Genomic DNA, 19,660 nt, shown 5'->3' with positions numbered 1-19,660 from the left:
GTTAGAATGTGACCTTGAGCTTGGCACGTAGCGAGCGTGTCGGGAGTGGGTACTGATACTCCGCCCACTGCTTGGTGTCAAAGAGATTGTTGACCTCTAGAGCTAGGTGGTAATGCTGAAAGAGCGTGTACTGAACTCCCACGTTGAAGTTCCATCGGCGAGGTACCTGTAGTCGGCTCACCTTGCTCGCCTCCCACCCATAGCTAAAAGGTGCTGTGTACTCGCACGCTATAAAGCCCTCGGCATGATCATCGGAGAGGAGTAGCTGGTCGCCCTGTAGACGGATCTCCGCATTGCCAAAGAGGTAAGGCATGTTGGGTACACGATAGTTGTAGTGGAAGTTCTGACCGCCCCCGATCGCTGTCCTCATCTTGTCACGTGCATCTTGATAGGTGATGTTGGAGCGAATGGTCAGCCAAGGGAAGAGGTTGGCACATAGCTCTGCCTCTACGCCTGCTATGCGCACCTGACCGAAGTTTGTGTACTTCATGATAAGGCTCTCCATGACTAGCTTGATCATATCCCTCACATTCATATAGTATCCGTTGAGGTCGATGCGACAGTTGGGGTAGTCGTCAGGGTTGCAGAGCCAGTTGATGCCTAGGTTGAAGTTAAGGCTCCGCTCAGGGGCTAGCTTAGGCGAGGGGTAGATGAGTACGCCGTCACCGATGATCTCCTCGGCACGAGGGGTGCGCATGGTGTATTGCGTAGAGCCTTTGAGCGTGAGATTGGGGAGAGCCTTGATGGAGATAGCTTCGCTACCGCCCCATACGGAGCGTGAGCTGGTGAGTGGAGCGTGATCCTGCTCGTAGATGGTGAAGCCTAGGGGAGATACTGAGGAGTGAAAGTATACATGCTTCACACCCAGTTCATTGGTAATGCGCTCGTCCCACAGCTTCCACTCGTGTGTCAAACCTGATATGAGAGAGTGTATATACCCAGGGTAGCCACTCACAGCGAGCTTGGTATACTTGCTGGCTAGCTCATCGTGGGGATCACGTCGGGCGAAGCGGTAGGAGATATTGCCTAGGAGACGATGAGCAGGCGACAGCTGGTAGCGCAGGTTTAGCTGCTCCTGTATGTTGATGAGCTGGTCATGTGAGTCATTGGGCATGCTACCTATCTCGCCTTGACCGGAGCCACTGGGGAAGGTGCGCCCAGCGAAGTCGTAGCAATAGTGCGAGGTGTCCACGTGGTTCAGCAACTGGTACGCGACGATACTTGTCGAGCTTAGATAGAGCTTGCCGTCTAGTATGCTCTTTGCGACTGATAGAGCACCCTGTAGGCTCGTCGTGTGGGTGTGGGCATGCTGGATGTTGTTTTGCAGATTGAGGACACCTCCTTGTATCTCCTGATAGATGCGATCAGCACTGAGTGAGAGCGACAGATGGTCTATCCACGGCTTGTGCAGGGACAGAGACAGAGAGCCTCCATAGCTCGCATAGGTGTCATGATCTCGCCGTACCACCAGTCCATGCTCAAAGGGGGAGTCAAAGGTATAGTCATTGTCTGTGTAAAGCCCTTGGAGAGCTAGGGAGAGGTTCAGTCCGAGAGCGGGCAAGTACTTATTGGCGCGCAAGCTCCCCTTGTGCGTATGGAAGGAGCCCACCTCATAGGATGCGGTCAGATGGTCTTGCTGCTCTTCGTGACGCAGTATGATATTGACTGCTCCACCTAGTCCCTCGCCACCGAGCCACGAGGGGATGATCCCTTTGTACACCTCCACATGATCTATTTGGTCTACAGCAAAGGCATCGAGACAAGTTTGATCCGAGCTACCCATCGGGATGCCATTGACAAAGAGCGCAATGCGCTTGCCGTCTAGCCCCTGTATGATCATACGGGAAGTACTCCCGATGCCACCAGTGCTGGTCACCTTGACACCCATAGAGCGGTTGAGGACCTCATTGAGTGAGGAGACCGTGCCGTGCAGCTCTCGTGTGTCGATGACGGTGATGGACGAGGGGATCTCACGCAGTCGCTGTGCCTGCCCCTTACCGTGAACGAAGACTGTGTTTAGCTCTGCTGTAGCGTTTAAGAGGAGGATACGCTGAGGAGCTTGGCTCGCCCGCTTGCTACTATAGCGGAAGGTGTAGTCTTTGTAACCTACATAGCTTACCTTGATATGATACTCCCCATTGGTTGGTAGAGACAAGGTGAAGGCACCATCAGCATCTGTAGCTACGCCTTGATGTAGCTCCTCAACCCACAGTGAGGCACCGATGAGTGGCTCCTGCGACATAGCGTCTAGCACCACACCGCTGTAGGTGCGTCGCCCAGGATTGCTCTGAGCGACGAGCGTGCAGAAGATTGATGATAGTGCGACTAGGATATATATAGTGCGACCTAGCCAAACGCGATGATGCGAATAGGTACTCATGCGTGTCGCAAAAAAAACTTTATGTACACACAAAGGTACTAGCTATTCTCCTCGTTCCCAATACCTAAAGGTGGGTAACTGCTGCGGTCTGTCCGTTCTTACAAAGGGTCGCTCGTGAGATTTGCGGAGTCTAGGATCCGCTGAAATGTTTGCAGGCTACAGACCAATGTTAGTCTGTAGCCTGCGATAGTATCTTTGCCTGGTCTATGAACGAGACCTTTTTTCGACAATGATTGGGTAGTGGGTTGCGAGCGGAGATGCCTCAGAACTCACTGGTGAAGTGGAAGCGGATGTGCGGGAAGTCTTGCTGCGCCATCTGCAGGATGTAGCTGCTCTCTGCTAGGTAGACGTCTCGGCCTGCGTTGTCTAGAGCCATATACTGAGCTTTGCGACGCTTGAAGTTGGCTAGCTCCTCGGCATCGTCGCTCTCGATCCAGCACGCTTTATAAAGGTGCAGAGGCTCCCAGCGACACTCGGCGCCATACTCGTGGAGTAGTCGATACTGGATCACTTCGAACTGAAGTTGACCGACAGTACCGATGATGCGTCTGCCGTTGAACTGATTGACAAAGAGCTGTGCCACACCTTCGCCCATGAGTTGGTCGGTACCCTTGATGAGCTGCTTCTGCTTCATTGGATCCGCATTCTCGATATACTTAAAGAACTCAGGACTAAAGCTGGGCAGCCCCTTGAAGTGGAGCATTTCGCCTGACGTGAGGGTGTCTCCGATACGAAATAGGCCGGTGTCGGGGAGTCCTACGATGTCGCCGGCGTAGGCGTCATCGATGACCTCTTTCTTATTGGCCATGAAGGCGGTAGGCGAGGAGAAGCGCACCTGCTTGTCGAGCCGTGTGTGGTGGTAGTAAGCATTGCGCTCGAAGCGCCCTGAGCAGACCTTGACAAAGGCGATACAGCTACGGTGGTTGGGATCCATATTGGCGTGGATCTTGAAGACGAAGCCGGTGAAGCTCTCTTCGTAAGGACTTACCTCTCTCTCTTCGGCCTTTACGGGCTGGGGCGATGGTGCGATACGCACGAAGGTGTCTAGTAGCTCACGCACACCAAAGGTATTGAGCGCTGAGCCGAAGAAGACGGGTGCCTGCTCGCCTGCTAGATAAGCGTCGTGGTCGAATGTGGGGTAGACTCCCTCGACCATCTCGACCTCCTCGGCGAGTCGCTCGGCAGCGGCGGCTCCGATATGCTTGACGAGGTCGGGTGAGTCTAGGCTCTCGATGTGGTGGAGGTCCTCGACGACATGCTGCTTATTGGGCGTGAAGAGGTTGAGCTCGTGGTCGAAGATGTTGTACACGCCCTTGAAGCGATCTCCCATGCCTATGGGCCAAACCATCGGTGTGGTCACAACGCCTAGCTCTCGCTCTACCTCATCGAGCAGGTCGAAGGGGTCTAGTCCCTCGCGGTCTAGCTTGTTGATGAAGACGATGACGGGCGTGTGGCGCATACGGCATACCTCCATGAGACGACGCGTCTGCTGCTCGACACCCTTGGCGTGGTCTATGACGATGATGACGCTATCCACAGCGGTGAGCGTGCGGTAGGTGTCTTCGGCGAAGTCTTGGTGACCTGGGGTATCGAGGATGTTGACTTTATAGTCCTTATAGTTGAAGCCCATGACACTGGTTGCCACGGAGATACCACGCTGACGCTCTATCTCCATGAAGTCACTGGTGGCGCTCTTCTTGATCTTGTTGCTCTTGACGGCTCCAGCTACGTGGATGGCGCCTCCGTAGAGGAGGAGCTTCTCGGTGAGGGTCGTTTTACCCGCATCAGGGTGCGCTATGACGGCAAAGGTGCGACGACTACTTATTTCTTTTTCTAAAGGGGTGGACATCGTAAGATGATTAGCTATTGTACTTGTAAACGAGCTGACGAATGACCTCGACAACTTCTAAGGTGCGGGCACCTGTCAGCGTGCTATCGTTGGGCAGGTAGAGCAGATCGGGCGCCATACTTTGTGCTACGCCACTAACCACACTGCTGTAGGCGTGAAGTGCAGGGAGCTCGCTGAGACTCTCTAGGGGCGGTAGGAGCGGGACAAATTGCTCCTCCTGCAGTGTCCGTCCGAGCTCATGACGAGAGAAGTGCAGCATCGTGGGCTCGATATGTATCGGCTGACTACTATAATTAGGTCGATAGCTATGCGGTGTGTCTTCCGGCCAGCTTAGATAGCGGAGACCGAAGGCTTGCGTGAGGTATTTGCGGTAGAGCTTAGCCATGAGACGCTTTTTATCGACAGCCTCTTTGAGTTGCGCTAGCTGAGGAAGTAAGATAGCTGCCTGCAGAGGGGCTAGCGGATAGGGACGCAGCCAAGCTTCGATGGCAAGCTTCTCCTGAGCACTCCAGCTGTGATAAGGTGCATCGATCGAGAGACTACGATTTTCGGCCCAACTAAGCGCACCGGCTGTGCCAGCCTGTATGATCTCGCCTGTGGAGAAGGAAAAGAAGGAGAGCTGCCCCCATGTGCCACATGCTCGCTCATCGATATAACTCCCGAGTGCCTGCGAGCAGTCCTCGATGATGGTCATATTATACCGTTGCGCCACGGAGCAGAGCAGCTCCATATTGGCGGGGATACCGTGAGCGTGCGCCACAATGATAGCGCGGGGTAGGGGAGTGCCGGCATCGGTCATGCGCTCGAGGTGCTTGCCGAGAAGGAGCGGGTCCATAGCCATATTGAAGGAGGTGACCTCAACAAAGATCGGACGCAACCGCATCGCGAGCAGACTATGGATATACTCCTTACGCCAGTAAGCTGGTACGAAGACAGACTCGCCCTCTCGTAGCTGCAACATGCGTAGTGCGGCGGTAAGTGCTACTTGTGGCGAAGAGGTCAGATGGATCGTACGCTCTACCCCCAACAAACGGCGCAATGCTTGCTCAAATCCCGTACAAAGTCCCGAGTCGGTCAAAAAATCGTCAGGAATTTGCGCTTTAATGGCCTCTTGTGAGGGGTAAACGCCTTGATAGTTAAGCTGTTCGGTCGATATTGGAGGCATCTTCTGTAGTTTCTCGTTTTGGCTAGTTTCGGGCTGTTTGGCTCTTTTGGCGCTCTCTTTAGCTTTGCAGTGAGCAGATTTGGCAAAAAGCTATGCCCCTCTCCACTTTCATCGGTGTGGCGGGGCATAGCTTTTTAATTTGTCTCTTATCCCTCGATCGCCTTGAGGAGATTCTTGCCAAGACTGCTAGCACCTAGACGGAAGAGCTCAGGGGTGAGCCACTCCTCGCCAAGGATCTCCTTGACGATGCAGTAGTACTTGACCACGTCCTCTGGCGTGCGGACACCACCGCTCGCCTTGAAGCCTCGACGCTCACCGTGTAGCTCGTAATACTTGCGTAGCGTCTGACACATAACGTAAGCGGCCTCCAGTGAAGCGCCTGGATACTCCTTGCCTGTGGAGGTCTTGATGAAGTCAGCGCCTGAGTAGAGCGACAGAATCGATGCGATCTGTATCTGACGTGGGTCAGCGAGCAGACCGGACTCGATGATCACCTTGAGGTGCGCTCCACGAGCTGCGTCCTTGAGTTCCTCGATCTCGGTGCAGACGCCATCGTAGTCCTCTGATAGAAAGCGATTTAGGTTGAGGACAACGTCTACTTCGTTGGCTCCCTCGGCGACAGCCATAGAGACCTCAGCGACCTTGATCTCTGGGAAGGTCTGACTAGCGGGAAAGCCTGCAGCTACCGAAGCAATGCGTACATCGGGACAGGTGAGCGTAGCCTTGACCGTAGGCACCAGAGCGGGATAAACGCAGATGGCGGCTACGTTGGGTATGTCGGGGTGATTGGTCTCGAAGTCATTGACGCCAGCGACCATCTTGGTGACGCTCTCGTCGGTATCACCTCCCATCAGCGTGGTTAGGTCTATACAGCTGTAGAGTAGCTTGAGGACCTCTGGTGTGTAGCACTCTTTATAGTGTTTGTCGATGATCGCTTGGACCTTGGCGCTAACATCTCCTTCGATAGGTTCGTAGAGTGAGATCGCTTTATGGTATTTGTCTATCTGATGCATTGGTTTCTATTGTTTGAAGGTTTGTTATTCTGTTGTATCTAAGGGGCGAGCGGTTAGCTTGCTATTGTTTAAGTGTCTGGTTGCGTCGCGTTTCGTCTTCTTCTGGAGGTTCTTCTCAAGTGACTCCTGTAGGTTGACTCCGCACTGGTTGGCAATGCAGGTGAGCACCCAGAGCAAGTCTGCTAGCTCGTCCGCAAGATCGAGATGATCGGACGCCTTGGCACTCTGCTCTCCATAGAGTCGTGCCATAACACGTGCTACCTCGCCCGTCTCCTCCGTTAGGATCGCCATATTGGTCAGCGGATCGAAGTAGCGCACGCCGTAGGTGTGTATCCACTCATCGACTAGCTGCTGAAGCTCGTCTAGCGTTGTCTCTTTTGCTTTGTCTGTAGCGTCCATTAGAGCGTGTCGGTGTCTAAGATAATGGTCACAGGACCGTCATTATGTATCTCTACCTGCATATCGGCTCCAAATTTACCGGTTTTAATTGAATCTGAGCCCATGATGAGACGCATCTTAGCGACAAACTGCTCGTAGAGCGGCTCCGAAACTTCCCCTTTAGCGGCCTCGATATAGCTTGGACGGTTGCCTTTGCGACAGTTTGCCATGAGTGTAAACTGACTGACGACAAGAGCTTCGCCACCAATGTCTAGCAGCGAACGATTCATCACGCCTTCCTCATCGTCAAAGATGCGTAGCTTGCACACCTTCTGGCAGAGCTTCTCGATCTGTTCGGGACCATCTTCGTAGCCGATGCCGAGGAGTAGGACGATGCCTTGTCGAATGCTTCCGACGCAGTTGCCGTCGATCGACACAGAGGCGTGGATGACTCGCTGTAAAAGTGCTTTCATACTGTTTCTTCTCTAGGTTGTTTCTGTAGTTTCGTCGGAATGTAGCGTAGCTTCATCAGGATGTAGGTGGTTGTACAGCTTGTTTCCCTTGCTCGTGCCGAGGGTTGCGATCAGTTCGGCACGACTAGCCTTGACGACTCGCTGGGGTGTTTTGAAGGCTTGCAGCAAAGTCTCCTTGCTGCGTGCTCCAATGCCAGGGATCTCGTCGAGGATGCTCTTTGTCTGCTGCTTCGAGCGACTATCTCTGTGGAAAGTGATGCCAAAGCGGTGCGCCTCGTCACGTATATGACAGACCACCTTGAGCGTTTCTGACCGGCGATCCAAGACCAAAGGCTCCGACTCGCCTGGACGGTATAGCTCTTCGAAGCGCTCCGCAAGACCGAAGACGCACACTTTGTCGTAGATGCCCAGCTCTTTGAGTGTCTCGCAGGCGACATGCAGTTGCCCCTTACCACCATCTATGATGATCAGGTCGGGGAGTGGCTGCCCCTCGTCCAGCACACGGCGATAGCGTCGGTAGATGATCTCACGCATCGTCCGATAGTCGTCAGCCCCGACGACTGTTTTCACATGAAACTTTCGGTACTCGCTCTTCGCCGGCTTACCATTCTTAAAGACCACGCACGCCGCCACGGGATTGGTGCCTTGTATGTTTGAATTGTCAAAGCACTCCATATGGCGGGGTAGGCGATCGATGCCGAGATCCTTCTTCATCGTTGTGAGGAGACGTGTGGCACGCTGCTCGGGGTTGAGTTTCTCCTGACGCTTGTAGCAGTCCCAGCGGTAGCGTGAGACGTTGAGCTGAGCCAGTTCGAGGAGTTGCTTCTTCTCGCCACGCTGTGGCACCGTGATCCGATAGCTGTCGCTCGCCCATTCGCCAGGATCCGCCAGGATCACCTCACGAGCTGTGCTGCCGAAGCGCTGTCTTAGCTCCTCTATCAAGTAAGAGAGCAGGTCGCTCCGTGAGGAGTCGACCGTCTTCTTAAAGGTTAAGTTGTGCGCTAAGACGACCGCGCCGTGGCGAACCTGCATCATACAGACGAAACCATTGACGTCGTCTTCGTCATAGGCAAAAACATCAGCCTCGTGAATGTTTGGCGCAACAACATGCTTGCCCGAGTAGCGACGTAGCGTCTCAATATTCTGACGATGCTGCTCGGCTCGTTCGAACTCCAGACGCTCGCTCATACGATTCATCTCCTCCACCTCCTCCTCGATAAGAATGTTTATCTCTCCTTTGAGGATACGTCGGGCTAGTTGCACTGCGTGGGCGTACTCCTCGGCCGAGACCAAACCTTGACAGGGACCTCCGCACTTCTTAATGTGGTATTGCAGGCAAAGGTCCACCCGCCGCTCCCGCACCACTTCGGGGGTCAAAGCGTAGCGACACGAACGCAACTGAAGGACCCGATGAATTAAGTCGATCACCGTATGAGCCATCGCCACGTTGGGGTAGGGCCCGTAGTAATCTCCCTTGCCCTCCTCCTTTCTTGTGGCGAAGATGCGTGGAAACGGTTCGCTCGTGATGACAATGCGAGGGTAGGACTTATCATCCTTGAGTAGTATGTTGTATTTCGGCAGGTGGGTCTTGATCAGGTTGTTCTCTAAGACCAAAGCCTCAGCCTCGCTGTTGACTACAAAGTACTCTAGTTGGCGGATCTCGCTGACTAGCCTCGTCGTCTTCGGATCTTTCGGTGAATTGTTGAAGTAAGAGGAGACGCGATTGCGCAGATTTTTCGCTTTACCCACATAGATGATCGTCCCGTTCTTATTACGGTACTGATAGCATCCTGGGTCTTGTGGGATGGTTGGGAGGATAGCTTTGATTTCGTCTCGGTTCATTTCGATTGTTTCACGTGAAACGGTAAACTATCGTCCCAGTAGAACTAGGAGTATGTTGATGTCGCTCGGAGAGATGCCTGGGATGCGGGCGGCCTGAGCGATAGTGGCGGGGCGGATACGAGAGAGCTTCTCGCGAGCCTCTATGGGGAGTGCAGAGATCTGCTGATAGTCGAGCTTGTCGCCTAGCATTAGCGACTCCAAGCGGTGAAGCTTCTGCGCCGCTTGCTCCTCGCGCTCGATGTAGCCCCGATACTTGATGGCGGTCTCGGTGCGTGTGAGGATCTCCTCGTCATCACCTATCAAACCTGCCACCTGTGTGGCGAAACCGTCTAGCTGGGCGATCAAACCGCTGAGCGAAACGTGCGGACGAAGGAGTAGGGTCGTGAGCTTAGTGCCAAAGTCTAGAGGCTTCTCACCTAGACTGGCCAGGTAGCCGTTGACCTCCTCTGGCTTGACCGAGTAGTTAGCGCATAGATTGTCTAGTGTTGCTATGCCCTCTTTGATCTGCTCGAGGCGGCTCAGTCGCTCTGCGGTGGCTAGTCCTAGCTGCTCCGCATAGGGCGTCAGTCGCAGGTCGGCATTGTCTTGACGTAGGAGTATACGGTACTCAGCTCGTGAGGTAAACATACGGTATGGCTCGTCGACCCCCTTGGTTACGAGATCGTCAATGAGGACGCCTATGTAGGCTTCGTCTCGTCTTAGGACGAGCGGAGCCTTTTTTTGTAGGGCTAGGGCAGCATTGATACCTGCGAGGAGACCTTGTCCGGCTGCCTCCTCGTAGCCGGTGGTGCCGTTGACCTGACCCGCTAGGTAAAGGCCAGGTACTAGCTTACTCTCCAGCGTATGGTGCAGATCTCGCGGGTCAAAGAAGTCGTACTCGATCGCATAGCCTGGGCGGTAGAGCTGTACGTCTCGCAATGCGGGGATCGTCTGTAAAGCTCTGATCTGTATGTCGATAGGGAGCGACGAACTAAAGCCGTTGAGGTAGTATTCGTTCGTCTCCTCACCCTCAGGCTCGAGGAAGAGCTGATGGCGTGTGCGGTCGGCGAAGTTGACAATCTTCGTCTCTATGCTGGGACAGTAGCGCGGTCCGATGCTCTGTATCTGCCCATTGTAGAGTGGTGAGTCGCTGAGCGAAGCTCTAAGAATGTCGTGGCAAGCTTCGTTGGTATAGAGGATGTAGCAGGAGCGCTGTCGTAGCTGGCTTCGTTGCATTGGGAGGAAGCTAAAGCGACCCGCCTCCTCGTCACCTGGCTGCTCCTCTACAAGCGACCAATCTACGGAGCGTCCGTCGATGCGGGCTGGGGTGCCCGTCTTCATACGGTCTGCATGATGTCCCGCTGCTACGAGACACTCTGTGATGCCGTGGCTAGCTGGCTCTGAGATGCGTCCGCCTGGGATCATCGTCTTACCAAAGTGCATCAGTCCCCCGAGGAAAGTTCCAGCCGTGAGGACCACCTTTGCAGCCGTAAAGGTCATGCCTAATTGCGTCACTACCAGATGCTTGTTGTCCTCTGCGCCAAACTTTATATCTACGACGAAGTCTTGCCAAAGATCCAACCCGTCCGTCCTATCTAGCTGACCTCTCCATAGCTCCATAAAGCGCATGCGGTCTAGCTGTGCTCGCGGGCTCCACATAGCAGGGCCCTTGCTTCGGTTGAGCATACGCCACTGTATCGTAGCAGCGTCAGACATTTGTCCCGTGTAGCCGCTGAGTGCATCTATCTCTCTCACTATCTGTCCCTTGGCGATGCCACCCATGGCGGGGTTGCAGCTTAGCTGCGCCACCTTGTTCATGTCTCCCGTGATGAGGAGCGTCGAGGCACCCATGCGTGCAGTAGCGCACGCCGCCTCGCAGCCAGCGTGCCCTGCACCAATTACGATAATGTCAAAGTGAGTCTTCATTGTAGATACGTAGCCTCGGCTGACCTGTATCAGCCTCATGCAAAGGTACGAATTTAGACCTTAGAGATTAGAGATGCTAGCTTGGGGTGAGGGTGTGTCACGAATCATTTTCGTAAGTTTGCGCTATCAATCGATATAGGCAACGAATAATAACTATGAGACGACGCTTACTATGGATAGTTATGCTGCTGGTAGGGTGCGGAGCCCTCTTTGCACAGCGTAGCTACACACCGTCGCCATGCAATCTGCAGGCGCGAGAGGCATTTGAGGAGAGCCGACTAGGGATCTTCATTCACTGGGGACTGTATAGTATGTATGCTCAGGGGGAGTGGTATCTCAACTCTGGCAAGCTCAATAAAGATGAGTATGCTAAGGCTGCTTCATGCTTCTATCCGATACGCTTTGATGCTACGGCGTGGGCTCAGGCCATCAAGCGTTCAGGCGCACGCTATGTGACCTTTACGACGCGGCATCATGATGGTTTCTCGATGTATGACACGCAGACGAGTGACTACAACATTGTCGATGCTACCCCCTTCGGGCGAGATGTGCTAAGTGAGCTTGCCGAGGCGTGTAGAGCCGAGGGTCTCAAGCTACACCTCTACTATTCGATCCTCGACTGGATCCGCCCAGACTATCCTCTAGGTAGGACCGGACTGCACACGGGGCGCGTTATGGCACCTGACTATGATTCCTACTTTGCCTTTATGAAGGCGCAGCTCCACGAACTGTTGACCCGATACGGCGAGGTAGGGGCTATCTGGCTAGATGGTTATTGGGATCACGACAGTGACTCGGTCCCGTTTGACTGGAGGATGGAGGAGCTATACGCATACATTCATGAGCTTCAACCCTGCTGTCTGATAGGCAATAATCATCATATCTCGCCGCTTGAGGGCGAAGACTTTCAGATGTTCGAGCGCGACCTGCCAGGCGAAAACAAAGCGGGTCTCTCGGGACAGCAGATCAGCCACTTACCTCTGGAAATGTGCCAAACGATGAATGGCATGTGGGGCTATAAGGTCGCTGATACAAACTACAAGAGTACTGCCGAACTGGTCGAGCTGCTAGTTCGCGCCGCTGCCAAGGGAAGCAATCTGCTACTCAATGTAGGACCACAGCCCAATGGCGAGCTACCCGAGCAGGCCATTGAGCGGCTCAACGGGATCGGGGACTGGATGGAGCGCTATGGAGAGACGATCTACGGCAGCCAGGCGGGGCTCATTGCGGAGCAGCCTTGGGGTGTCTCCACGACAAAGGGAGCCAAGCTCTACCTCCATATCTTTGAAGATGTGGAGCAGATCGAGATCTCTCTGCCACAGGCTCCAAGGGCAGTAGTAGACTATATCACACGTGCACCGATAGCCTATACGCGTACTGATAGTGGCGCATTGCAGCTGACCATTCGTCGCCCCGCAGGTCTCATCGACTACGTGGTCGAGATCGAGCTGTGATCAAGTCCATGTGCGCTGTGAGCGAGTCTGTAGGCTCTGTGACCGCTAGACGATCAGACAGCTAGCGTAGCGACATATGACGCAGTAGTGACCCCTGTAGGAATGCTTTAGTATGCACTCCTACAGGGGTCGCTTTATGTAGAGACTGTTGCATAAAGGCGAATCGCTGTGTTGCTTTCGGGATTCGGCTTCGGTCACATACATAGGTATGCTCCCTTCAGACCTCACCCTCAGCGCCTTGCGCTTCATCCTTTCTGCAAAGTCTGAACAATCTTGCTAGCAAGATTGTGAGACTGTTGACTTTTGCAACAGTCTCATGTATGGTGACTGCGTATGCTAGTCCGCAGTCTGGTAGACAGCGAAGCTCATCGGACGATCACAGGCGTTAGTACCGTCTTGCCGTCACGCTCGGTGATCCGTGCTACGTAACGTCCTGCTGGGAGCTCTGCTACGGAGAGTGTCGTCTCTGGCATAGTGGTCTGCGTAGTGGCTACCAGCGTGCCATCGCTAGCAAAGAGCTCGATAGAGCTACCGATAGCCGTGCGGACGGTAATGTAATCTGTTGCGGGGTTAGGATAGAGCGCGATAGAAGCGTCTGTTGGGACTTGTAGAGCAGTCTCTTTTTCGAAGCGGACCTCTACATTCGTCTCCTGGAGCACTTCGAACTCCATACCCTCTAGAGGCTTCCCATTGACAAGTATCGACTGAATCTTATAGCCAGCTTCAGGTGTCACAGATAGCTGTAGCCGAACTCCCATGGGGACCTCACTGGCGGGTTGATAGTTCACAATAGAGGCAGCGCCATGCTCCCCTACGGTGAGGTGTACGGGATAGATCGTATAGCCCTCAAACTCAAGATACTGTGGCTCGGTCTTGGTGCTTTGGAATACTTTCCAAGACTTTTGCATGACCATCTCCACTTGATCTCTAGAGATGGCATTGCCGTAGAGACTGTCCTGAGCTACTACATAAAACTCGCCTATACCATACTCTAGGTTAGGCAGCTGGTCGATGAGCGCTTGCATCTTGTCACCTCTGATCTGATTGCCCTCTATATCTAGAGCTACAAGCTCCTCACACTCAGTAGGCAGGGTTAGCTCGGTCAGCTTATTGTAGGGGAGATATAGCATAGAGAGGTAAGATAGCGAGGAGACATCTACGCTGCTCAGTCCGCATGCAGATAGATTGAGCCAGAAGATGCTACTGCAGGGGCTTAGGTCTAGGTTGGTCAGAGGGTTCTCTGCAAGGTTGAGCTGCGCTAGGTCAGGACAGCCTCTGAGGTTGATAGTGGATATATTATTACCAGCTAGGAGTAGCTTGGTCAACCACTCGAGACCTGCTAGATCGATGGAGGAGAGATGATTTCCGTTTAGATTTAATTCTATAAGCTCCGGTAGGGTAGTGGGGTCGAAATCCTTAAACTGGTTGTTTGCTAGATATAGGAAGCTCAAGTTCTCGACATACCTACCATCGAACTCGGAGAGTTGGTTGTCATTGCAGTTGAGCAAGGCTAGGTGAGGTGTATTGGATAGGTCTAAAGTCGTTAGCTTGTTATTAGACAGATCGATACGATTCGTTGCTGACTCAGGCGCGAAGGTTATCTCTGTGAGCTTATTGCTCGAAGCGTTGAGATTATCAAGTGCAGGCTGGTGTGATAGATCGATCGTTGTGAACTGATTGTTTTGCATCCACAGCTCCTCGAGGAGTGGATTGTGAGAGAGGTCTATCTGAGTCAAGCTATTGTCACTAATGTTCAGGCGCTTCAAGCTCTGAAGAGCGGATACGTCGATATCTGTCAGGGCGTTTTCGTAGCAGAAGAGACCCTCTAGATCGCCATATATCGTGATGGTGTTAGCCTCTACGGCATGCTTACCCTCGGGGAGGCCTCGCTCATTGTCTTGACAGATGCCATCGTTGTTCCAGTCGATCCACGCCTTGTCTTGTTGCGCCTCATCGGCTAGCTGTGCGGAGATCGTCCACTGAGATACACCACTCGTCGTCAGGGTCGCACGGGGCATAGGTACTGGTATCTCCTCATATCCCTTGTAGATGCGCCAGTTCTTGAGTTGAGCCTCTCGGAGGGCTTGTGCAGAAACTTGATTTCCTTCGGGGCTGTCACTGCTTGTTTTGACCGCCTTGAGGGTGCCAGACTCTTGTCCAGACAGATCAGGTAGGCTCTTGATAAAGCTGTTAAAAGCCTCCTCTGAGAGCTGGTTGTCATAGAGTTCGACCTTCTTAATAGGAGCCGATGGATTGACTAGGAGCTTGGTTAGGCTGTTTTCGCTACAGTCCAGAGCAGTGAGTGCAGCTGCTGAGGAGAGATCGAGCTCAGCTATTTGATTCTGCCAGCAAGAGACCTCCTCTAGCTTAGTCAGTCCAGATACGTTGAGTGTCGTGAGTTGGTTCTTGTGAGCAGACACCTTGACAAGATCTGGACAAGAGGTAAGATCCAGCTGTGATAGCTTATTCTTGTAGCACTCCAAGAGTCTGAGGTGCGTCATGTCGCTCAGATCTAGCTGTGTCAACTTATTGCCATCACATACGAGCGTATCGATGAGGGTCAGACCGCTCATCTGAAGGGTCGTCAACCCTGCCTCCGTAGCATCTAGTATGCGCAGCTTAGGGCTCCCTGTCAGGTCTAGAGAGGGTATGCTGTTTGTGTGACAGATGAGTATCTCTAGCTCTGGCGCGTGCAGCGTGAGAGACGTAAGCTTGTTCCAGAAGCATCGCAGAGTCGTCAGGTCACGACCGTATACTTTGACCGACTTGCCTTCGGTCGTGTAGCTGTTGATCTTCGTCGGCATGCTGGGGTCTGTAGAGACCTGTAGCTCAGTGGGTGAGCCACTGCCGTAGTCGACTCGTATAGAGCCAGAGCGAGATGATACCCATAGGTTAAACTCTGTCCCCGTCGCATAGGTACCATTCATCTCTGCGACAAGGTCTTCTTGAGCTGTCAGAAGCATGCTTTGCGATAGTGACAGGCAAATGATTAGGACGCATCCTAGTAGTGATCTAATCCTTTTCATGTTTGTTGGTATTATGGATTTATGTTTTCTCAAGGTGAGTCGTCGTACTAAGCCCGTAGCATCTACTGAGTTACGTCAGCTCAAGGCAAAGATATTAAAAAAGATATTAGAGGTTAGAGGTTAGAGATTAGAGAGGCTCTAGTGACTCTAGCCAACAGCTAATAGCCAGTGGTCGACCTTCGGTCGCTTTCCTCGGTAGGGATTTTCGATTTTCCAGGGGGCTATTTTTTATTTTCCACGTGGAGGCGAAACGATTCCTCCGAAGTTTCATTTGATTCCTCCGAAGTTTTATTTCGTCTCCACGTGGAGAATTTTTCTTTTCCACGTGGAGATTTGAAAATACCTACGTGGAGATTTGAAAATACCTACGTGGAGATTCATTTCTTCTGTGTCTGATCAGGTTCTTGTGGTTGGATTAGAATATATTATGTACCTTTGCGGTGCATAGGTGTACGAGGAACAACCAAATCTTGTCACCCCGTCTGAATAGGGAACTTGGTGCGAAGCCAAGACTGTACTCTCAGCTGTAACTCCTGAAGTGCGCCCCTGCATTAAGATGTCACTGTAGCACGACCCCTACAAGCCTTCGCGTGAAGGTGCTGTAGGTAGCTATGGGAAGACCCAGGGTATCGCCCGTTTTGTACGACTCGATGTGAGCTATACGAACTAGGGAGAAGTCAGAAGACCTGCCTGTGCCATAGGACTTTTGTTTTCAGAGCTAGGAAATAAAAAGAATGACAGCGGGACATAGATGGCTTAACATAGTGCGTATGATAGAGTCCATAGCAGCGAGACTGACTATGAGGCTCTCTCTCGTCGTGTCTACACTCATCACTCTCTCCCTACTGCCAGCTTGGAGGGCTTTACAGGCGCTGACCTGTAGGATAGGGCCATATCCCGTGACTTCTGCTCTGTATTTCGATCGTCCTACTCTGACGCACGAAGATTCTATTCACTTTATACAGAAAAGAAGTTATGAAAACACGCGAAGAGTACATCGAGAGCCTTAGAGCTCTCCACCTTAACGTCTACTTCATGGGCCAGAAGATCGACAACCCCGTCGACCACCCCATGATCCGTCCATCGCTCAATTCGCTAGCGATGACCTATGAGCTGGCACAGCAGGAGGAGTACAAGGATCTGATGACCGCTACCTCCAACATTACGGGCAAGACGATCAATCGCTTCTGCCACATTCACCAGAGCGCTGAGGACCTCGTCAAGAAGGTCAAGATGCAGCGTCTCCTCGGTCAGAAGACCGCTAGCTGCTTCCAGCGCTGTGTCGGTATGGATGCCTTCAATGCTATCTGGTCTACCACCTATGAGATGGACGAGGCGTGCGGTACCAACTACCACCAGCGCTTCAGAGACTATGTACAGTACTGCCAGGACAACGACCTCGTCGTAGACGGTGCTATGACCGATCCTAAGGGCGACCGTAGCCTCTCACCCTCACAGCAGGAGGATCCAGATCTCTACGTACACATCAACGAGATACGTCCTGATGGTATCGTCGTCACGGGTGCCAAGGCTCACCAGACTGGCTCGGTCAATTCGCATGAGCACCTGATCATGCCTACCTGCTCGATGCGTGAGGAGGATGCTGACTACGCTGTCTCTTTTGCCATCCCCAGTGATGCCGAGGGCGTTACGATCATCTACGGCCGTCAGTCTTGCGACACACGCAAGATGGAGAAGGGCGCAGACATTGACCTGGGTAACTCAACCTTCGGAGGTCATGAGACGCTCTTCATCATGGATCACGTCTTCGTACCTATGGAGCGTGTCTTCATGTGCCGTGAGTACCAGTTCTCCAACATGCTTGTCGAGCGCTTCGCTGGCTATCACCGTCAGTCTTATGGTGGCTGTAAGGTAGGTGTGGGCGACGTACTCATCGGTGCTGCTGCTCTGGCTGCTGACTACAACGGTGTGCCTCGGGCTTCGCACATCAAGGACAAGCTGATCGAGATGGTTCACCTCAATGAGACGCTCTACGCTTGCGGTATCGCTTGCTCGGCTGAGGGCAAGAAGACGAAGTCGGGCAACTACCTGATCGATATGCTCCTGGCCAACGTATGTAAGCAGAATGTAACCCGCTATCCCTACGAGATCACACGTCTCGCTGAGGACATAGCTGGCGGTCTGATGGTTACGATGCCTAGCCAAGCTGACCTGCAGCACGAGGAGGTCGGGCCACTCGTACGTAAGTACCTCGCTGGTGCTAAGGGCACGGACACGGTAAATCGTATGCGCATCTTGCGTCTGATCGAGAATCTCACGCTCGGTACCGCAGCCGTAGGCTACCGCACGGAGAGCCTGCACGGTGCTGGCTCGCCACAGGCTCAGCGCATCATGATCTCGCGTCAGTGTAATATGGAGGCAAAGAAGGAGCTGGCTCGTAAGATAGCTCATCTCGACACCTCTCTAGATAAGCCTCAGGGCAAGTAGTCCCTATCTCTTATGACAGATCTATCCTCTAGGGTAGACGAGATCACGACCATCATCAGTAGCTATGTACGTCCTCAGCTCCAAGCACACGGGGGCGACATAGCGCTGCTGAGGGTCGCTGGCGAACAAGTTTTCGTCAAGGTCTCGGGGAGTTGTCAAGCATGCCCCTCGCTGAGTAGCACGATCCGGGAGGTGGTGCAGGAGACGCTACGAGGCGAGCTGGGCCTCCCCACCCTAATGGTAACCGTAGACGACAGCGTCAGCGACGAACTCATCGCCGAGGCGCTCCGTATCATACGAAAGTAACTTTTGCTGGCTCTTAGCTAAAGTCACTAGTACCACTAGCATCACTAGTACCACTAGTCCTCCTAGCATCACTAGAGCCACTCTAATCTCTAACCTCTATCTTCTAATCTCTAACCTCTCCATATGTCTATCCCATTTAGCAGTATCTCTCCCGACGAAGCGGTCTCCCACATACAGGACGGTGACTTCGTCGTACTATCTCATGCAGCCGCTGTACCGCAAGCGTGCGTCGCTGCCTTGGCGCGAAACTATGAGCGCTTCCACGATGTCCGCATCTTCCACATGGTCACCCTGGGCGAGAGCCCCTACACAGCACCCGAGATGGAGGGACACTTCAGACTCGTGACCAACTTCGTCGGTGCCAACACGCGTCCTGCCGTCGATGAGCAGCGCGCGGACTTCGTCCCCTCCTACTTCTACGAGGTGCCCTCGATGATGCAGCCAGGGGGAGTCTTTCACCCCGATGTAGCTATCGTGCAGCTCTCCTATCCCAACGAGGAGGGCTACTGCAGCTTCGGCACCTCCTGTGACTATAGCAAGCCAGCTGCTGAGCAGGCTCGAGTCGTCATCGGAGAGCTCAATAAGCAGATGCCATTCGTTGGCGGAGACAACCTCATACATATCTCTCAGCTCACACATATCGTAGAGGCCGACTACCCACTCTACGCACTTGACCTGCCACGCATCGGAGAGGTTGAGGAGGCTATCGGACGCAACTGCGCAGAGCTCATACAGGATGGAGACACGCTCCAGCTCGGCATCGGAGCAATCCCCGATGCTGTCTTGCTCTTTCTCAAGGATAAGAAGGATCTCGGTATCCACTCCGAGATGGTCTCTGACGGCGTGGTCAAGCTCATCAAGGCTCATACCATCACGGGTCGGTGCAAGACGCTCCTCCCCAACAAGGTGGTCGCTACATTCCTCATGGGTACGCAAGAACTCTACGACTTTGCGCACAACAACCCAGCCATCGAGATGCGTCCCGTCAACTATGTCAACGACCCGCGCATCATCGCCCAAAACGACCACCTCGTGAGCATCAATAGCTGTATCGAGGTAGACCTTATGGGGCAGGTGGTCTCTGAGGCGATGGGCTTGCGACAGTTCAGCGGTCCAGGCGGACAGGTTGACTTCGTGCGTGGTGCCGCTTGGTCTAAGGGCGGACGCAGCATCATCGCTATCCCCTCCACGGCACGCCGAGGCACCGCCTCCCGCATCGTACCGCTACTCACAGAGGGTGCCGCCATCACCACCTCTCGCAACGACGTAGACTACATCGTCACCGAGTATGGCGTAGCGCACCTCAAGGGCAAGTCGCTCCGTGAGCGAGCCTTAGCACTGACAGCTATCGCTCATCCCAATTTCCGCCCCGAGCTAGAGGCGGAGTGCAAGAGAAGATTCAAACTATAACAATACATTCT

General features: G+C 53.4%; 13 protein-coding genes and 1 riboswitch. Of the genes, 4 read left to right on the top strand and 9 right to left on the bottom strand.

The genetic code is table 11. From position 1 onward, the window contains the following. Position 1 precedes the first annotated feature (1 nt). The 8 genes from PORAS_RS02240 to mnmG all read right to left on the bottom strand — a co-directional run bounded on the left by PORAS_RS02240 (position 2) and on the right by mnmG (position 11,005). Complete coding sequence (locus tag PORAS_RS02240; RefSeq protein WP_013760021.1) at positions 2 to 2,380, bottom strand: TonB-dependent receptor; 2,379 nt, start codon at positions 2,378 to 2,380, stop codon at positions 2 to 4. A 262-nt stretch (positions 2,381 to 2,642) separates the two neighbouring features. Then, the gene (locus tag PORAS_RS02235; protein WP_013760020.1) at positions 2,643 to 4,229 is read right to left on the bottom strand and encodes a peptide chain release factor 3; all 1,587 of its coding nucleotides are present in this window, start codon (positions 4,227 to 4,229) and stop codon (positions 2,643 to 2,645) included. Between the two features lie 10 nt (positions 4,230 to 4,239). Next, entirely contained in the window at positions 4,240 to 5,394 is a 1,155-nt protein-coding gene (locus PORAS_RS02230; RefSeq protein WP_004331888.1) for a DegT/DnrJ/EryC1/StrS family aminotransferase, read from the bottom strand. Positions 5,395 to 5,540: 146 nt separating this feature from the next. After that, complete coding sequence (gene deoC / locus PORAS_RS02225; RefSeq protein ID WP_013760019.1) at positions 5,541 to 6,407, bottom strand: deoxyribose-phosphate aldolase; 867 nt, start codon at positions 6,405 to 6,407, stop codon at positions 5,541 to 5,543. Positions 6,408 to 6,431: 24 nt separating this feature from the next. Continuing rightward, positions 6,432 to 6,806 (bottom strand): nucleotide pyrophosphohydrolase, encoded by a 375-nt coding sequence (locus PORAS_RS02220; protein WP_013760018.1) that lies wholly within the window; start codon positions 6,804 to 6,806, stop codon positions 6,432 to 6,434. Further along, positions 6,806 to 7,258, bottom strand: coding sequence for a D-aminoacyl-tRNA deacylase (gene dtd, locus PORAS_RS02215; protein WP_013760017.1), 453 nt, complete (start codon positions 7,256 to 7,258; stop codon positions 6,806 to 6,808). Before dtd ends, PORAS_RS02220 begins: the two co-directional genes overlap by 1 nt. 12 nt (positions 7,259 to 7,270) lie before the next feature. Beyond that, the gene (gene uvrC / locus PORAS_RS02210; RefSeq protein ID WP_013760016.1) at positions 7,271 to 9,100 is read right to left on the bottom strand and encodes an excinuclease ABC subunit UvrC; all 1,830 of its coding nucleotides are present in this window, start codon (positions 9,098 to 9,100) and stop codon (positions 7,271 to 7,273) included. Positions 9,101 to 9,127: 27 nt separating this feature from the next. Next, positions 9,128 to 11,005, bottom strand: a complete 1,878-nt coding sequence (gene mnmG / locus PORAS_RS02205; RefSeq protein WP_245528043.1) for a tRNA uridine-5-carboxymethylaminomethyl(34) synthesis enzyme MnmG — start codon at positions 11,003 to 11,005, stop codon at positions 9,128 to 9,130. Positions 11,006 to 11,160: 155 nt separating this feature from the next. On the opposite strand from mnmG, the gene PORAS_RS02200 reads away from it, so the two are divergent. Further along, complete coding sequence (locus PORAS_RS02200) at positions 11,161 to 12,459, top strand: alpha-L-fucosidase (protein WP_013760014.1); 1,299 nt, start codon at positions 11,161 to 11,163, stop codon at positions 12,457 to 12,459. Between the two features lie 365 nt (positions 12,460 to 12,824). On the opposite strand, the gene PORAS_RS02195 is transcribed toward PORAS_RS02200, so the two are convergent. Continuing rightward, positions 12,825 to 15,422: a leucine-rich repeat domain-containing protein gene (locus tag PORAS_RS02195; protein ID WP_245528042.1), complete on the bottom strand. Its 2,598-nt coding sequence runs from the start codon at positions 15,420 to 15,422 to the stop codon at positions 12,825 to 12,827. A 492-nt stretch (positions 15,423 to 15,914) separates the two neighbouring features. Next, positions 15,915 to 16,193: riboswitch (cobalamin riboswitch) on the top strand. A gap of 267 nt (positions 16,194 to 16,460) precedes the next feature. Between PORAS_RS02195 and PORAS_RS02190 the strand changes: the two genes are divergently transcribed. The 3 genes from PORAS_RS02190 (at position 16,461) to PORAS_RS02180 (ending at position 19,649) form a co-directional block, all read left to right on the top strand. Further along, positions 16,461 to 17,933 carry a 4-hydroxyphenylacetate 3-hydroxylase family protein gene (locus PORAS_RS02190; RefSeq protein WP_004331893.1) on the top strand — a complete coding sequence of 491 codons (1,473 nt, stop codon included), beginning with the start codon at positions 16,461 to 16,463 and terminating at the stop codon, positions 17,931 to 17,933. Positions 17,934 to 17,945: 12 nt separating this feature from the next. Continuing rightward, positions 17,946 to 18,239, top strand: coding sequence for a NifU family protein (locus PORAS_RS02185; RefSeq protein ID WP_013760012.1), 294 nt, complete (start codon positions 17,946 to 17,948; stop codon positions 18,237 to 18,239). Positions 18,240 to 18,362: 123 nt separating this feature from the next. Beyond that, the gene (locus PORAS_RS02180) at positions 18,363 to 19,649 is read left to right on the top strand and encodes an acetyl-CoA hydrolase/transferase family protein (RefSeq protein ID WP_013760010.1); all 1,287 of its coding nucleotides are present in this window, start codon (positions 18,363 to 18,365) and stop codon (positions 19,647 to 19,649) included. Positions 19,650 to 19,660 lie beyond the last annotated feature (11 nt).

It is taken from the genome of Porphyromonas asaccharolytica DSM 20707, from assembly GCF_000212375.1.
GTDB lineage: Bacteria > Bacteroidota > Bacteroidia > Bacteroidales > Porphyromonadaceae > Porphyromonas > Porphyromonas asaccharolytica.
The sequence above is the reverse complement of the archived record's forward strand: the minus strand, read 5'-3'. Positions and strand labels throughout refer to the sequence as shown.

Coding starts and splice junctions, on each gene's coding strand:
- PORAS_RS02240 (WP_013760021.1), bottom strand. CDS start 2,380: ATGAGTACCTATTCGCATCATCGCGTTTGGCTAGGTCGCACTATATAT.
- PORAS_RS02235 (WP_013760020.1), bottom strand. CDS start 4,229: ATGTCCACCCCTTTAGAAAAAGAAATAAGTAGTCGTCGCACCTTTGCC.
- PORAS_RS02230 (WP_004331888.1), bottom strand. CDS start 5,394: ATGCCTCCAATATCGACCGAACAGCTTAACTATCAAGGCGTTTACCCC.
- deoC (WP_013760019.1), bottom strand. CDS start 6,407: ATGCATCAGATAGACAAATACCATAAAGCGATCTCACTCTACGAACCT.
- PORAS_RS02220 (WP_013760018.1), bottom strand. CDS start 6,806: ATGGACGCTACAGACAAAGCAAAAGAGACAACGCTAGACGAGCTTCAG.
- dtd (WP_013760017.1), bottom strand. CDS start 7,258: ATGAAAGCACTTTTACAGCGAGTCATCCACGCCTCTGTGTCGATCGAC.
- uvrC (WP_013760016.1), bottom strand. CDS start 9,100: ATGAACCGAGACGAAATCAAAGCTATCCTCCCAACCATCCCACAAGAC.
- mnmG (WP_245528043.1), bottom strand. CDS start 11,005: ATGAAGACTCACTTTGACATTATCGTAATTGGTGCAGGGCACGCTGGC.
- PORAS_RS02200 (WP_013760014.1), top strand. CDS start 11,161: ATGAGACGACGCTTACTATGGATAGTTATGCTGCTGGTAGGGTGCGGA.
- PORAS_RS02195 (WP_245528042.1), bottom strand. CDS start 15,422: ATGCTTCTGACAGCTCAAGAAGACCTTGTCGCAGAGATGAATGGTACC.
- PORAS_RS02190 (WP_004331893.1), top strand. CDS start 16,461: ATGAAAACACGCGAAGAGTACATCGAGAGCCTTAGAGCTCTCCACCTT.
- PORAS_RS02185 (WP_013760012.1), top strand. CDS start 17,946: ATGACAGATCTATCCTCTAGGGTAGACGAGATCACGACCATCATCAGT.
- PORAS_RS02180 (WP_013760010.1), top strand. CDS start 18,363: ATGTCTATCCCATTTAGCAGTATCTCTCCCGACGAAGCGGTCTCCCAC.